Origin of the sequence: Paracoccus subflavus (assembly GCF_004310345.1) — a bacterium.
In the GTDB taxonomy this organism is placed as follows: domain Bacteria; phylum Pseudomonadota; class Alphaproteobacteria; order Rhodobacterales; family Rhodobacteraceae; genus Paracoccus; species Paracoccus subflavus.
The window spans coordinates 285,499-298,344 of record NZ_SISK01000002.1 but is presented as its reverse complement, the minus strand read 5'-3'; the positions used below and the strand labels follow the sequence as shown (position 1 = coordinate 298,344).

Here is a 12,846-nt window from a genome sequence, read left to right as displayed (position 1 = left end):
ACTCAATCCTTCCCTGCATCCCTGTCGTTCAGGATTCCGCCCCGCGCACGCAGGGCCTCGGCCACATGATCGGCGTCGTCCAGCGCCAGCGCCACCATCGGCATCACGATCCGCCATGAAGGCCGCCTGGGGGACCGCGCGCGCCAGGACATTGCCAGCCTGCGGCCGTTTTCCGTCAGCATCGGTGTAAAGCGCAGCACCATCGCAATGGCAAGCTCTACCGCGCGCGTCTGCAGGCCCATTCCCCGCAGGGGTGCCAGCAGGCATGTCAGCACCGCGATCATGTCTGTCAGACGCGAGGTCATGGTCACGACATTCGCCAGCGCCAGCGCCGTCAGCAGCCGCAGGGCGATGACCAGCCCGGCCTGCCACTGGCCCGTCGCGCCGTGCCACAGTGCGATCAGCAGCAGGAAAGGCCACAGCATCCGCAGGTGGCGCAGGCCTTGGCGCAGAAAGACCGGCCCCCCCGACAGATACAACCCAAAGACCGCCAGCAGGGCCGCGCCCAGGGCACCAGGCCGGTCGGTCAGGAACAGTGTCACGGTCAGGCCCGACAGCGCCGCCAGCTTGATGCCCGCAGGCAGGCGGTGCGCCCAGGTTTCAACCGGCGAGGTGAGCGAGATCATCCCCGTTCCCCCAATCCTCCATCCGCTGCCGGAATGCGGGCAGCACCGCATCCGGCGGACCGTCGGCCACCAGCCGACCTCCGTCCAGCCACAGGATGCGATCAAAACCCCTGACCTGTTCGGGATCATGGGTGATCAGCACCAGTTGTGCGTCGATGCAGGACAAATGGCGGGCGATCTGCATCCGGGTGGGAATATCGAGCCCCGAAAAGGGTTCGTCCATGACGATGGTCCGTGGCCGCATGGCCAGAACCGTCATCAGGCACAAAAGCTGCTTCTGCCCCTGCGACAGGGCATAGGTGGCGGCTGCTTCCCAATGTGCCTTGCCGAACCGCGCCAGAATGGCGCGTGCGGCATTCTGGGCCTCGTCCCGACCCAATCCTTGCTGGGTCAGGCCGAAGGCAATCTCCTCGATGACGGTGGGAAAGATGATCTGGTGATCGGGATTCTGGAAAATGATCCCGACGGCTGCCAGGGCCGCCCGGCGGTCGCGCGCCATGTCCTGACCGCCGATCCGCGCCTGTCCCTGATCCGGTTCAATCAGCCCGGCGATGACCCGCGCCAGCGTGCTCTTGCCCGACCCGTTGCGGCCGACGATGCCGATGCGCGGCTCGGTCAGACTGGCCGAGATGGCGTGCAGCACCCTCTGCCCGTCGAGCGAAACGCCGACATCGCGCAGATCGACGCTCATCGTCCGGCAGTCCGGGCGGGACATCCCTGTTCTGGTGCTGCCATCGCCATGGACCCTTTTCGCGCGTTCGGCCCGCCTCTGCCTTGGAACGATGCCCTTGCGCAAGCCCGAAGGCAGGGGTCACTGGTAACTGCGCACCAACGCGCCCGCAATCATCGTCCAGCCGTCCACCGCGACGAAAAAGGCCAGCTTGAAGGGCAGCGAGACGACGACCGGCGGCACCATCATCATGCCCATCGACATCAGGACCGCCGACACGACCAGGTCGATGATCAGAAACGGCAGCGCGATCAGAAAGCCGATCTCGAAGGCGCGTTGGATTTCGGACAGCATGAAGGACGGGATCAGAACCGAAAGCCTGCCGCCCGGATCGCCCGCGCCCGGCGCGATCTCGGCCAGGCCCGCCAGGGTGTCGGGATCGGTGCGCGCCGCCATGAAATCCTGGAACGGAACGATGCCGCGGCGGATCGCCTCTCCCAAGGGAATGGCTCCATCCTGGAGCGGCGCGCCCGCGACGGCCCAGGCTTCGCGCAACACCGGGTCCATCACGAACCAGGTCAGAAACAGCGAGAGGCTGACGATCAGCATGTTCGGAGGCGAGGATTGCAGCCCGATCGCCTGGCGCAGGATCGACAGCACCGTGACGATAAAGGGAAAGCAGGTCACGGTGATGGCGATGCCCGGCGCCAGCGACAACAGCGTCAGCGCCCCCACCAGCAGAACGGCGTTCTGCCCCAGCCCCTGATCCAGACCCTGACCCAACTGGTCCGCGATCTGGCCCAACCCGTCCTGAGCCAGAGCGGCAGCCGGCAGCACGGCCAGGATGGCAGCCAGGGTTGTGACGGGGGCTTTCCGAAAGGTCATGCGGCGCCAGGTGCCGGCAGGATGCGCACGCACAGCCGGTCCTCGGCCGTGCCGTCCGCCGTCAGTTCGCCCCGTGCGATCACCTTGTCGCCCACGCAGATTTCGACCCCTTCGTCGATGTTCTGGTCCAGCAGCAGGATATCGTCGGGCCGCAGCGCGGAAAGCTGTGCGACGGTCTGGCGGGTGCGGCCCAGCCGCACCGTGACCTCGATTTGAATGGCGTCCGTGTCGATAAGATGACTCAATTCGTCCATGATGCGTCGTTTCCGTTGATTTCAGCGATAAGCGACCGGATGTCCCGGGCGGTGTCGGCCGGGTTCAGATCGATCCGGCCACCGTGAAGCGACAGTGCGATCCGCTCTGAATCGGCTTCGGTAAGCTCGATTTCCGAAAGCCCGCATTCGGCAAGGCAGCGTTCGACCATCGCACGCAATGCGGGGCCGCAGGCGATTCTGGCGCGCAGGGGCTTTGCCATGCGCGACAGCCGCAAAAGCTCCTCGGTCAGCGCAGCCTCGAGGCGACGCGACTCGGCCGCGGGGGCCAGGCAATCGAGGATTTGGATCAGGATCGGGGCCAGTGCGTCGATCACGTCGCGGCGCAGCCCCGCCAGTCGGGCCTCGTCGTCGTCCAAGGCCCGGACCAGCCGGTCGAGTCCGGCATTCAGGGTGCGGATCTGTTCGTCCTGCTGGCGCGCCAGTCCATCGGTCAGACCGTCGGCATAGGCCTGGTCCAGCGCCTCGCGGCTGAAGGTCGGCTGCGCGTCCTGAGAGGCACTCAACGTGCTAAAGGATTCAAGCTTGAGAACGGCGAGGCTCAATGGGCATTCTCCTTGTTGTCGATCCAGCCGGTCAGGATCTTGACGCTTTCGTCATGGCGCTCGCGCATCATGTTGCGCAGCCGCGCCACCGGATCGCCAGACGGCAGCGCCAGATGCTCGGGCAGACGGGGGGCTTCCGGCGCGACAACCGGTTCGGCCATGACCTCTGTTTCAGAGACAATTGTCCCGGTCAGGGCAGGCGCCCCGGGGGCGGGCAGGCTGTCGTCCAGCGCCGACCGGGCCGAACGCGAACGCAGGACGGGACGCAGGACCAGCATCGTCAGCGCCAGGGCGAACAGTCCCACCAGCAGGATGCGGGCCAGCCCGTTCAGCTCCAGCCGATCCAGCAGGCCCGGCGCGGCGGCCGTGCTGCCCTGGTCCAGGCCCGCGAAGGGCAGCGACTTGACCGTGATCTGGTCGCCCCGCGCCTCGTCATAGCCCACGGCCGAGGCGACCAGTTCGCGCAGCACGTCCAGTTCGGCCTGCTGGCGAGGCACCATCTGCGTCTCGCCCTGGGCGTTTTCCTCGGACACGCCATTGACCAGCACGGCGACGGTCAGCCGCCGGGTCGATCCGGGCTGGCGCGACACCTCGCGCGTCACACGTGTCACCTCGAAATTGGACTGCTGGCGGGTTTCCTGACGGTTTGCCTCGGACCGGTCACCCTGCGCGGCCTCGTTGTCGGGCAGGTTCGACGCCGCGGTGACCGCGCCGGAGCCGGTCGAGTTGCTCTGGTCGGTCGTTTCCTCGGTCACTTGCGAGATCATGGCACGCTGATCGGGGTCGAACCGGTGTTCGGTCAGCAGTTCTGTTTCTGTCACCACATCGAGGTTCAGTTCGACGATGGCGTTGCCGAGGCCGACATGGGGCTCCAGGATGCGTTCGACATTGCGCTTCATCTCGGCTGCCCGGTCGGCGCCTGCCTTGTCCTCTCCGGCCGAAACGATGCCGTTGCGGGTATCGATCACGGTCACGGCCTCGGGCAACATGCCCGGAACGCCAGAAGAGATCAGGTATTTCAGCGCGGCCGCCTGGGTGCGGTCGATCGGCTGCCCGTTGGTGGCGATGGTGACCGATGCGCTGGCCTGGCCGTCGCGGCGATAGCCGCGACCGGTCTGGATCGCCAGATGGACCCGCGCGGTCTGCACGTTGGGCAAGGCCAGAATCGTCCGCGCCAGTTCGCCCTCCTTAGCACGCCAATAGGCGGCGTCGAACATCTGCGAGGTGGTGCCGAATCCCGACATGCCGTCCAGCAGCTCGTAGCCCGCGCCGCCTGCGGCGGGCAGGCCCTGCGCGGCCAGATCCATGCGCAGCTTGTCGCGGCTGGCCGAATCGACCCAGATCGAATCGCCCCGCACCTCGTATGGGACGCCGGCGCGCTCGATCCCGGCCACGACCTCGCCCGCCTGGGCGGAATCCAGACCTCCGTAAAGCAGGCTCATCGAAGGGCGGTTCGCCAGCCAGGCAAAGCCTGCAATAGCCAGAAATGTTGCCAGAAAAGCCGCCGCCAGGACGGCTTTCTGCTGAGAGCTTCGCTCTGTCCAATAGTCCTGCAATTTTTGCAAAACCGGCCCTTTCGAATCAGCGTCAGGTTCCTTTGTCCCGACGGTGATCGCATGAACGGCATTAAGAATTGGTTAGTCGCGCGGTGCTATTCCCGTCTTGTCACGACGGAGAATCACAATGACCGATGCGACCCTCGATCCGCCGCCGAAAACCTCGGGCAGAAAAAAGCTGATCCCGATCCTCGCGGCCGTTCTGCTGGCCGGTGGCGGGTTCGGATCGACCTATCTGGGGCTGTGGTCGCCTTCGGCGATGCTGGCCACGCAGCCGAAAGCCGCGCCGGCTGTCTCGGATGCCGTTTTTATTGCGGTCCCGACCATCGAGCTGGCGATCCCCGGCGGGTCGGGGCGCAGCATCGTGCTGTCCGCCAGCCTCGAGACGGACCAGGCACATCAAGCCCAGATCGCGCACCTGATGCCGCGCATCCTGGACGCCTTTACCGCTTTCCTGTCGGGCATCGACCCCGCCGCCTATGACAAGCGTGGCGTGCTCGAGATCATCCGGGCCGAATTGCTCACCCGGTCCCGCTATGTCCTGGGCGCCGAGGCGCTCAAGGATCTGCTGATTACGGAGTTTCGCTTCAAATGACACTGGAACATGCTTTTCAGGCTGCGCTGCTGGCGGCATCGCTGGGCCTCGGTACCTTTTGCCTGATTCTCTCGCGCCGTCTGCGGCGGCTGAACGATCTGGAAACGGGGCTCGGCGGCGCCATTGCCGTCATGGCCGCCGAGGTGGACCGGCTGGACCGGGCCATCCGGACAGCGCGCGCCGAGGCCACGGCCGCGGGCGAGGCCCTGTCGGCCGAGATCGCCGCCGCGCGCAAGGAGCGCGCGCTGTGGGATCTGCGTCAAAAGATCACGCAGGCCCAGACGACGACCGCCCCGCCCGCCCCCGTCATTCCCCTGCGCCGGCTGCGCAAGCGCATGATGGCCGCCGATGCGTAGATCCCCGCTGCTGATTCTGACGCTGGCCTTTGCGGTTCCGGCGGGCGCGGCGGTCTGGCAGGCGGGCGATCTGTCGCGGTTCTTCGCGGCCAGCGCAAGTTCGGCCGACCTGCTGCAAGGCTGCACCGATGTCCCCGAGGCCGTGGCGCTGGCGACAGAGCTGCGCGACCGCGCCCTGCGGATCGAGCGCTATATGGAAGCCCTGGACGCACGCAAGGCCGAGATCGCCACCGCCGAAGCGGCCCTGCGCGCCCGTGCGACCGAGTTGCGCCAGCAAAAGTCCGGCATCCAGACCCGCCGCGATGGCGCTTCCCAGGCGGTGCGCGAGGACATCGACCGGCTGGTCGCCGTCTATGACCAGATGAAGCCCGCCGAGGCCGCCGCCGTCCTGACCAACCTTCCCCCCGATTTCGCAGCCGAGATCCTGATGCGCGTCCAGCCCCAGACCGGCGCCCGCATCATCGCCTCGGTCGAGCCGCGTCAAGCCGCGCTGCTGACCGCCCAGATGGGCGCGCGCAGCGTCAGCAACGATCAGGAAAGATAATCCATGTTTGGCATCGTTGGCATCGTCGTTACGTTTGTGATGGTCTTTGGCGGCTATATCCTCGCCGGGGGCAAGATGGGAGTGATCCTGTATTCGCTGCCCTTCGAAATGATGATAATCATGGGCGCCGCCGTGGGGTCCTATCTGTTGTCGAACGACAGTTATGTGCTGAAACACACGCTTTCGGGCATCGTCCAGGCCTTCAAAGGCCCGAAATGGACGGAATCCGACCATCAGGATGTGCTGTGCCTGATGTTCCAACTGCTGAAGATCGCCCGCGAAAACCCTGTGGGTCTCGAGCAGCATGTCGAGAACCCGCAGGAATCTTCGATCTTCACGGCCTATCCCCGGCTTCTGGCCGATCACGAGGTCGTATCGCTGATAACCGATACCCTGCGCTCGGCCAGCCTCAACTACGATGACCCTTACCAGGTCGAGGAAATGCTGTCGCGCCGCCTTGCCACCCTGCGCGAAGAAGCCATGCACGTGCCCCACGCCCTGCAGACCATGGCCGATGCCTTGCCTGCCCTGGGCATCGTTGCCGCCGTGCTGGGCGTCATCAAGACCATGAGTTCGATCGACCAGCCGCCCGCCGTGCTGGGCAAGATGATCGGCGGGGCGTTGGTCGGCACCTTTCTGGGGGTGTTTCTGGCCTATGGCTTCGTGGCGCCCCTGGCAAGCCGGCTGAGCGGCGTCATCAAGCAGGATCTGGTGTTCTTCGACGTGATCAAATCGGTTCTGATCGCCGGTCTGCACCAGCACGCCACCACCCTTTGCGTCGAGGTTGGGCGCCAGACCGTGCCTGACCATGTGCGGCCCAGCTTCGACACCCTGGAAACCGCGCTTCGCGACCTGAAGAAGGCCGCCTGATGATCGGCGCCATGATCCTGACGATGGCCCTGGCAGACGCCGCAGCAGCAGATACCCGGCTGTTGCCCGACGCCGCAGCCCTGGCCGAGGAGGCGACCGCCTGGCTGCTGGCGGGCGAGCCCCTGCCCCCCGATTACCGGACGCGGCTGATGCAGATGCCGCCGGAGGCGCGGCTGCAAGCGATTGTCTTTCTGCGCCGGGCGGGTCTGCTGACTGCCGGCGCTTGGCCTCTGGCAGATATCCTGGACCCCGCTCCCGCAGGACCGGACCGGCCATGAGCGTTTCCGCAGCGAGCCGCCTGAGATCCTTCGATGCCTCGGTGCTTGTCACGGGCGGGCTGGTGCTGATCGTCATCTCGATGGTCATTCCGCTGCCGGCCGCGGTGCTGGACATGGGCTTTGCGCTGTCGATCGCCGCAGCCACGCTGGTGCTGGTCATGGCGGCCCTGGTCGACAGGCCTACGGATTTCCAGGCCTTTCCCATGCTGCTGCTGGTGACCCTGGTGATCCGGCTGTCGTTGAACGTATCCTCGACCCGGCTGATCCTGACCCAGGGCCATACCGGAACCGAGGCTGCCGGCCAGATCATCAACGGCTTCGCAAGCTTTGTGGCGGGCGGGTCGTTGATGGTGGGACTGACGGTGTTCGCCGTCATCTCGATCGTGAACTTCATGGTCATTACCAAGGGCTCGGGCCGGATGGCCGAGGTCGCGGCGCGATTTGCCCTGGATTCGCTGCCCGGCAAGCAGTTGGCCATCGACGCCGACCTGAATGCCGGTGCTATCGATCATCAGGAGGCCAAGCGGCGGCGCCTTCGCGACCAGCAGGAAATCAACTTCTTCGGCTCCCTGGACGGGGCGTCGAAATTCGTCAAGGGCGATGCGGTGGCCGGCATCGTCATCACGCTGATCAACCTGCTGATGGGCCTTGGGATCGGCATCATTGCCCATGGAATGCCGGCAGGCGAGGCCCTGAAAACCTATTCCCACCTGACGATCGGCGATGGTCTGGTCAGTCAGATTCCCGCCGTGATCACCTCGATGGCCGCGGCCCTTCTGCTATCGCGGGGCGGGGCGAGCGATACGACGACGCGGCTTCTGTTTGGTATGATGACCCGCTGGCAGCCCGCCGCCGTGGTCGCCGCCGCCATGCTGCTGATGTCCTTCGTGCCCGGAATGCCGCGTCCCCTGTTCCTGGGGATAGCCGCGGCCCTGGCCCTGGGGGCATGGCGCCTGCACCGGAAGGCCTTGCAGGCCGCCCCCGCGGAACCGGCGGACAAGCCCATGCCCCAGCGTCCCGCCGCGCGCATCGGCGACGTTCTGGACACGGACGAGATCAGCGTCGAGATCGGGTCCGATCTGGTTCTGATCGCGCTCGACCAGGCGCGCGGCCTCGGCAGCCGGATCACCAACCTGCGCATCCATATCGCCCGCGCCTATGGGTTGATCCTACCCGACGTGCGCATCACCGACACCGACGACCTTCTGCCGGGCGACTATCAGATCCGCGTCCATGGCGTCGTGCGCGGACGCGGCAGCCTGCGGGCGAATGCGATTCTGGCGCTTGGCCCCGACCCCGTTCTGCACGCCCTGCCCGGCGATCCGGTGCGCGAGCCCGTTTATCACAGTCCTGCGCGTTGGATCGACCGGGGCACCCAGGACGATGCCGCCACCCGGGGTGCCACCGTCGTGACCCCGATGGAGGTGCTGTCCACCCACCTGATGGAGGTGGTCAAGGCCAATCTGTCGGCGCTTCTGACCCTTGGCGCCATGCAGCGCCAGATCGAGGAGTTGAAAACCCTGACCGACACGGCCCGGGCCGAACGCAACCGGCGCTATTTCGACGGCATGATCCCTGACAAGGTGGCCCCCGAAACTCTGCTGGCCGTGCTGCGGGCGCTTCTGGACGAAAAGGTATCCATCCGCAATCTTCCCCTGATCGTCGATGCCATGAGCGAGTTCCGCAGCGTCGAATCGATCGAAACGGTCTATGAACTGGTGCGCAAGCGCCTGCGCGGCCAGATCACCCAGCAGTATACCGATCCTGCGGGGGCCATCTCGGCCCTGCAACTGCACCCCGCCTGGGAGGCCGAGTTCGTGCGCGCCGATGCCGAAACCGGGCGGGCCGGCGGCGGTGCGCTGACCCCGGCCCTTTCGCGCAAGCTGCTTGAGGCGACGCGCCGGGCCATGACGACGGTCGAGCCTGCCCTGAACACGGTGCTGGTGGCGCCCGACCATCGGCGGCGGATGCTGCGCGCGGTTCTGGGTTCGAACGCGATCGCCCTGCCGGTGCTGGGGCTCGAGGAAATCGACCCCGCCGCAGAACTGCATCTGGTCGGCACCATCGAGGTCGGGTGATGTGGGATCAACTGACCCGTATCCTGCCGGACTTCAATTGGGCTTGGGTGCTGGTCTATCTGCGCGTACAAGCCTTCGTGGTGGTGCTGCCCGGACTTGGCGAGCGGGTGATTCCCGTACGCGTGAGGGCCGCCGTCGCCCTGGCGGCGACGCCGCTGCTGGCGGGGACGGTATCGCCGCTGCCGTTGCCGACGGGTCCGATCCCGATCATCGGACAGGCCCTGGCCGAAACGGTGATCGGCCTTGCCGCTGGGATGGGCCTGCGCCTTCTGGTCTTGTCTCTGGACATCGCAACCTCGGCCATCGCGGCAACCACCTCGCTGTCGCAGCTTGTCGGCGGCCAGAACGAGGCCGCGCCGCATCCCATCGGCAATCTGCTTCATCTGGCCGGTCTTGCCGTCCTGATGGCCATGGGGCTGCCGGTCATGCTGATGGATCTGATGGCCGACAGCCTGACCCTGTGGCCCAGCGGCAGTTGGCCCGAGGCGGAAGGGCTGGCCTTGGGGGCAATCGGGCTGGTGGCGCGCAGTTTCTGGATCGCCCTGCTGCTGGCCGCGCCCTTCACATTGGGAGGGTTCATGTTTCAGGCCCTGTCCGGGGTGATAAACCGCGTCATGCCAGCCTTGCCGGTGGTCTTCATCGGCTCGCCCGCCGCGATTCTTCTGGCGCTGGCGGCACTGGCCATCCTGGCGCCGATGATGATCGCCCTGTGGGCCGATGCCGTCCTGGGCTACATGCTGCCGGAGGGGCCATGAGCGAGGAAGACAACGACAAACCCTTTGACGCGTCCGAGCAGAAGCTGCGCCAGGCCCGTGAAAAGGGCGACATCCCGCGATCGATCGAGCTGAACACCGCGGCCATGTATCTGGGCGCCTGGCTGGCGCTGACCCTGGGCGCGGGCCTGGCCGTCAAGGCCTGGATGACGATGGCGACCCGGGCCCTGGGCGCCGAGGGCTGGGCGCCCGGCAGCACCAGCACCATTGCCGCCGCCCTTGGACACTTCGCGGGCTGGACGACGCTGGCCCTGTCGGCGATTCCGGTCATGGTGCTTTTTGTCGTGCTGATCGCCGGGCGGGGATTGGTCTTTGCGCCGCAAAAATTGGCCTTCGACATCAACCGGATCAATCCCTTCAAGACTGCCGGGCAAAAGTTCGGGCGGACCGGCCTGGTACAATTCGCCATTTCGCTGGGCAAGGCGGCGCTGGTCTGCGCGGGGGGCTGGTTCCTGTTCAGGGCGCTGCTGGACCATCTGGCGGCCAGCCCGCTGGCGGGGGATCGCTGGATTGCGGACCTGGGCGTGCTGATGGGGCGGGTGCTGGCGCTGGCGCTGGCGATCTCGGTCCTGTTCGCGGGCCTCGACATGGGCTGGCAATGGTTCGACCATCGCCGCAAGAACCGCATGAGCCGCAAGGAGATGGAGGATGAATTCAAGGATTCGGAGGGCGATCCCCATTTCAAGGCTGCCCGACGCCAGCGGGCCATCGACATCGCCACCAGCCAGATGCTGTCAGATGTGGCCCGCGCCGACGTGGTGATCGTGAACCCCACCCATTACGCCGTCGCCCTGGAATGGAAGCGCGGCAGCGGGCGCGCGCCGGTCTGCCTGGCCAAGGGCACCGACGAGGTCGCGGCCCGCATCCGCGAGCGCGCTCGCGAGCACCGCGTTCCGATCTTTCCCGACCCCCCCAGCGCGCGTGCGATCCACGCCACGGTCCAGATCGGCCAGGAAATCCGCCGCGAACAGTTCGCCGCGGTCGCCGCCGCGATCCGGTTTGCCGAAAAGATGCGGGAAAAGGCGCGTGCGGGATGGTAGGCAAGGCCGACATGCTGGCCCAGTTGGAACGTCTTGCCCGGATCAAGGCCGAACGCGAACTAAAGCGTTTCGCCGCCTTCAGCCTTCATATGAAGCAGGCCCAGGGACAGGCCGATGCCATGCGCACGGCCTTGGACCAAAGCTATCGCAGCCAGGCCCCCCTGTCCGTGGCCGAGGCGCGGATCGCCAGTGCCCAGGCAGGCCGAAGCGCACGCGATCTGCACCAGGCCGAACAGAACCTTGCCCGGATGCTGCCCCGGTTCGAGGCGGCCCGTCTTGATGCCGCGCGGGAATTCGGCCGGGCCGAGGTTCTGTTGAGCTTGTCGGCCCAGTCCCGCGCCAAGAGCAATTCCGAACGGTATTGAGGTCCGGCCAGGATGGCCGTGATTGCGTCCGGCAGACTGCCCTGGTGTTCCGTAACTAATTATTCCGCAGTGTAACCAATTATTCCGCAATCGATATGCGAAGACCTATAGAGGTCTTGCGCTTATCGGAGATGGTCGCGCGTCGTCGCGGACGGGTCAGCGGCGCTTCTGGGACCAGCGGTGAATGGTCGATTGATGCAGGTGCTGATCGGCCGGGAAGTGCCGGGCGATGTCGTCCGCGATCTCCTTGAACGTCAGGCGGTCGAGGCGCGCGACGATGAATGCTTGCAACACCGGGTTGCTGTCGATGACCGGCGGGCGGCCCGAGCGATGCTGGCGGCGATGTTCCGTTATGGGCACGGTGCAGGGTGGCAGGGCCACGGACTGGCCTTGAACGGCCCTTTCACGCAGGGCTTCAAGGGGTCTTTCAGGCGTCACCCACGCGAACATGTTGGCGGCGTCCATCCAGGCGATTAGCCGGACACGGATAGGCTGATCGCCTTCCTCGACCAGCATATCCACATAGTGGACGTCGCCGATCAGCAGCCCCATGGGAGTATCGTGCAGATCGCGGCGAACACGCGGGACCGCCTTGTCCTGCCATGTCTTGTGATCCTTGTCGTGCACGAGCCGGAACCGGTCCAGACCGACCCGCTTGGCCCATTTGGGGTTGAGCGCGCACATGCGGCGCAACTGCTTCACTGGCAGAGGCGAGCCGACCTCGGCCGAAGCGCGGGCCAGATGATCACTGCACAGCCGCAGCACCTCGCGTGTGGATGTCCAATCGTTGGTAACCATGCTGCGCGCCAGTCGCTCGATCTCAGCCGCCAGCTTCTCTTGCGTGGCCTCGTCCAGGCCGATCGCACTATCCCATGCGCGGGTGATCTGAACGCGCCGAACTCCGCGATCCTTTCGGGCCTTTGGAAGCAACGCAGCCACGCTCTTCCGCTCTGTTTCGTTGACCCATTCGCGCAGGGTCCGTTCAGCCACCGGGCGCAACGTCCCTGCAATCTGGTGAGCGGGCTGTGCTGCGGTTTCGCGGAACGCCTGAGCGCGCTCAGGCGAGCCGGAGGAGGTCTTCAGGATCGGAGCGATGATCCGCTGCCGGTCGCGCGCAACCGCAACCTGCTTATTGTCAAGAGGGGTGTGAAGGGTACCTTCAATAGCCGTTGAAACTGCCAGTTCATCGCCCGCCAGAAGCGCACGCAGTTCGGGCGAGCATAGTTCTGCATGTAGACCCCAGCAGGCTCCACCCGCACCGCCACGTCTGTCTTGGAGCTGCGTGACTGGCAGCTTGTGGCCCCGCCATTCTGCCTTGGCGAATGCGTTGCGAGCCGCTCGATCTGTTATGTGCATTCGTTGGGCAAAATCAGCACAAGTGATGAGGTTCATT

General features: G+C 65.8%; 16 protein-coding genes. 9 read left to right on the top strand and 7 right to left on the bottom strand.

Annotated features, from left to right (window positions below; genetic code table 11):
• Positions 1-2: 2 nt before the first annotated feature.
• The 6 genes from EYE42_RS04595 to fliF form a co-directional block, all read right to left on the bottom strand.
• Entirely contained in the window at positions 3-626 is a 624-nt protein-coding gene (locus tag EYE42_RS04595; protein ID WP_130990127.1) for an energy-coupling factor transporter transmembrane component T family protein, read from the bottom strand.
• Positions 601-1,317 (bottom strand): energy-coupling factor ABC transporter ATP-binding protein, encoded by a 717-nt coding sequence (locus EYE42_RS04590; protein WP_246020579.1) that lies wholly within the window; start codon positions 1,315-1,317, stop codon positions 601-603. Before EYE42_RS04590 ends, EYE42_RS04595 begins: the two co-directional genes overlap by 26 nt.
• Positions 1,318-1,437: 120 nt before the next feature.
• Positions 1,438-2,181, bottom strand: coding sequence for a flagellar type III secretion system pore protein FliP (gene fliP / locus EYE42_RS04585; protein WP_130990125.1), 744 nt, complete (start codon positions 2,179-2,181; stop codon positions 1,438-1,440).
• Positions 2,178-2,435 (bottom strand): FliM/FliN family flagellar motor C-terminal domain-containing protein, encoded by a 258-nt coding sequence (locus tag EYE42_RS04580; protein WP_130990124.1) that lies wholly within the window; start codon positions 2,433-2,435, stop codon positions 2,178-2,180. Before EYE42_RS04580 ends, fliP begins: the two co-directional genes overlap by 4 nt.
• Positions 2,423-2,998: a hypothetical protein gene (locus EYE42_RS04575; protein ID WP_130990123.1), complete on the bottom strand. Its 576-nt coding sequence runs from the start codon at positions 2,996-2,998 to the stop codon at positions 2,423-2,425. Before EYE42_RS04575 ends, EYE42_RS04580 begins: the two co-directional genes overlap by 13 nt.
• The gene (gene fliF, locus EYE42_RS04570) at positions 2,995-4,563 is read right to left on the bottom strand and encodes a flagellar basal-body MS-ring/collar protein FliF (RefSeq protein WP_130990122.1); all 1,569 of its coding nucleotides are present in this window, start codon (positions 4,561-4,563) and stop codon (positions 2,995-2,997) included. The genes EYE42_RS04575 and fliF overlap by 4 nt, the downstream gene beginning before the upstream one ends.
• Positions 4,564-4,681: 118 nt before the next feature.
• On the opposite strand from fliF, the gene EYE42_RS04565 reads away from it, so the two are divergent.
• Genes EYE42_RS04565 through EYE42_RS04525 form a run of 9 tightly spaced genes read left to right on the top strand, consistent with a single transcriptional unit; the run spans position 4,682 to position 11,453 of the window.
• The gene (locus EYE42_RS04565) at positions 4,682-5,149 is read left to right on the top strand and encodes a flagellar basal body-associated FliL family protein (protein WP_130990121.1); all 468 of its coding nucleotides are present in this window, start codon (positions 4,682-4,684) and stop codon (positions 5,147-5,149) included.
• Positions 5,146-5,505: a hypothetical protein gene (locus EYE42_RS04560; protein ID WP_130990120.1), complete on the top strand. Its 360-nt coding sequence runs from the start codon at positions 5,146-5,148 to the stop codon at positions 5,503-5,505. Before EYE42_RS04565 ends, EYE42_RS04560 begins: the two co-directional genes overlap by 4 nt.
• Positions 5,498-6,049, top strand: coding sequence for a MotE family protein (locus tag EYE42_RS04555; RefSeq protein ID WP_130990119.1), 552 nt, complete (start codon positions 5,498-5,500; stop codon positions 6,047-6,049). Before EYE42_RS04560 ends, EYE42_RS04555 begins: the two co-directional genes overlap by 8 nt.
• A 3-nt stretch (positions 6,050-6,052) precedes the next feature.
• Positions 6,053-6,919 (top strand): flagellar motor stator protein MotA, encoded by an 867-nt coding sequence (gene motA / locus EYE42_RS04550; RefSeq protein ID WP_130990118.1) that lies wholly within the window; start codon positions 6,053-6,055, stop codon positions 6,917-6,919.
• Positions 6,919-7,197, top strand: coding sequence for a hypothetical protein (locus tag EYE42_RS04545; protein WP_130990117.1), 279 nt, complete (start codon positions 6,919-6,921; stop codon positions 7,195-7,197). Before motA ends, EYE42_RS04545 begins: the two co-directional genes overlap by 1 nt.
• Positions 7,194-9,275, top strand: a complete 2,082-nt coding sequence (locus EYE42_RS04540; RefSeq protein ID WP_130990116.1) for a flagellar biosynthesis protein FlhA — start codon at positions 7,194-7,196, stop codon at positions 9,273-9,275. Before EYE42_RS04545 ends, EYE42_RS04540 begins: the two co-directional genes overlap by 4 nt.
• On the top strand, positions 9,275-10,030 hold the full coding sequence (locus tag EYE42_RS04535) for a flagellar biosynthetic protein FliR (protein WP_130990115.1): 756 nt from the start codon (positions 9,275-9,277) through the stop codon (positions 10,028-10,030). Before EYE42_RS04540 ends, EYE42_RS04535 begins: the two co-directional genes overlap by 1 nt.
• The gene (gene flhB / locus EYE42_RS04530) at positions 10,027-11,088 is read left to right on the top strand and encodes a flagellar type III secretion system protein FlhB (protein ID WP_130990114.1); all 1,062 of its coding nucleotides are present in this window, start codon (positions 10,027-10,029) and stop codon (positions 11,086-11,088) included. The genes EYE42_RS04535 and flhB overlap by 4 nt, the downstream gene beginning before the upstream one ends.
• A complete protein-coding gene (locus EYE42_RS04525) occupies positions 11,082-11,453 on the top strand; it encodes a hypothetical protein (protein ID WP_130990113.1) in 372 nt (123 codons plus the stop codon). Before flhB ends, EYE42_RS04525 begins: the two co-directional genes overlap by 7 nt.
• 156 nt (positions 11,454-11,609) lie before the next feature.
• On the opposite strand, the gene EYE42_RS04520 is transcribed toward EYE42_RS04525, so the two are convergent.
• A complete protein-coding gene (locus tag EYE42_RS04520; RefSeq protein ID WP_130990112.1) occupies positions 11,610-12,845 on the bottom strand; it encodes a hypothetical protein in 1,236 nt (411 codons plus the stop codon).
• Position 12,846 lies beyond the last annotated feature (1 nt).

Coding starts and splice junctions, on each gene's coding strand:
- EYE42_RS04555 (WP_130990119.1), top strand. CDS start 5,498: ATGCGTAGATCCCCGCTGCTGATTCTGACGCTGGCCTTTGCGGTTCCG.
- flhB (WP_130990114.1), top strand. CDS start 10,027: ATGAGCGAGGAAGACAACGACAAACCCTTTGACGCGTCCGAGCAGAAG.
- EYE42_RS04560 (WP_130990120.1), top strand. CDS start 5,146: ATGACACTGGAACATGCTTTTCAGGCTGCGCTGCTGGCGGCATCGCTG.
- EYE42_RS04565 (WP_130990121.1), top strand. CDS start 4,682: ATGACCGATGCGACCCTCGATCCGCCGCCGAAAACCTCGGGCAGAAAA.
- EYE42_RS04590 (WP_246020579.1), bottom strand. CDS start 1,317: ATGAGCGTCGATCTGCGCGATGTCGGCGTTTCGCTCGACGGGCAGAGG.
- EYE42_RS04595 (WP_130990127.1), bottom strand. CDS start 626: ATGATCTCGCTCACCTCGCCGGTTGAAACCTGGGCGCACCGCCTGCCT.
- fliP (WP_130990125.1), bottom strand. CDS start 2,181: ATGACCTTTCGGAAAGCCCCCGTCACAACCCTGGCTGCCATCCTGGCC.
- EYE42_RS04540 (WP_130990116.1), top strand. CDS start 7,194: ATGAGCGTTTCCGCAGCGAGCCGCCTGAGATCCTTCGATGCCTCGGTG.
- motA (WP_130990118.1), top strand. CDS start 6,053: ATGTTTGGCATCGTTGGCATCGTCGTTACGTTTGTGATGGTCTTTGGC.
- EYE42_RS04535 (WP_130990115.1), top strand. CDS start 9,275: ATGTGGGATCAACTGACCCGTATCCTGCCGGACTTCAATTGGGCTTGG.
- EYE42_RS04525 (WP_130990113.1), top strand. CDS start 11,082: ATGGTAGGCAAGGCCGACATGCTGGCCCAGTTGGAACGTCTTGCCCGG.
- EYE42_RS04545 (WP_130990117.1), top strand. CDS start 6,919: ATGATCGGCGCCATGATCCTGACGATGGCCCTGGCAGACGCCGCAGCA.
- EYE42_RS04520 (WP_130990112.1), bottom strand. CDS start 12,845: ATGAACCTCATCACTTGTGCTGATTTTGCCCAACGAATGCACATAACA.
- EYE42_RS04580 (WP_130990124.1), bottom strand. CDS start 2,435: ATGGACGAATTGAGTCATCTTATCGACACGGACGCCATTCAAATCGAG.